General features: G+C 61.9%; 1 protein-coding gene. It reads left to right on the top strand.

The window, feature by feature from the left end; genetic code table 11:
* Positions 1–6 precede the first annotated feature (6 nt).
* Positions 7–515 (top strand): NYN domain-containing protein (locus IVA75_RS07750; RefSeq protein WP_247287502.1); only part of this gene is annotated, 509 nt, incomplete at its 3' end.

The following is a 515-nucleotide window of genomic DNA, read 5'->3' as shown; positions in this document are numbered from 1 at the left end:
AACTGAATGTCACCTTCCTCTTCCGACAAGATCGCGCTCTTCATCGATGGAGCCAATCTCTACGCGACGGCGAAAACTCTGGGCTTCGACATCGATTACAAGCGCCTGCTGAAGGAGTTTCAGAGTCGCGGGACGCTGCTGAGGGCGTTCTACTACACCGCCATCATCGAGGATCAGGAGTACTCCTCGATCCGCCCGCTGATCGACTGGCTCGACTACAACGGCTACACCGTCGTCACCAAGGCGACCAAGGAGTTCATCGACGCCTCCGGCCGCCGCAAGGTCAAGGGCAACATGGACATCGAGCTCGCCGTGAACGCGATGGAGCTCGCCGAGCACATCGACCAGATGGTGCTGTTCTCGGGTGACGGCGACTTCCGCTCCCTGGTCGAGGCCGTTCAGCGCCGTGGCGTGCGGGTCACCGTGATTTCCACGATCGCGAGCCAGCCGCCGATGATCGCCGACGAGCTGCGCCGGCAGGCCGACGTCTTCACCGACCTCGTCGAGCTGCAGTC

It is taken from the genome of Bradyrhizobium sp. 134 (assembly GCF_023074155.1).
Lineage (GTDB): Bacteria > Pseudomonadota > Alphaproteobacteria > Rhizobiales > Xanthobacteraceae > Bradyrhizobium.
Note: the sequence above shows the minus strand (reverse complement) of the source record. Positions and strands in the feature narration are given on the sequence as shown.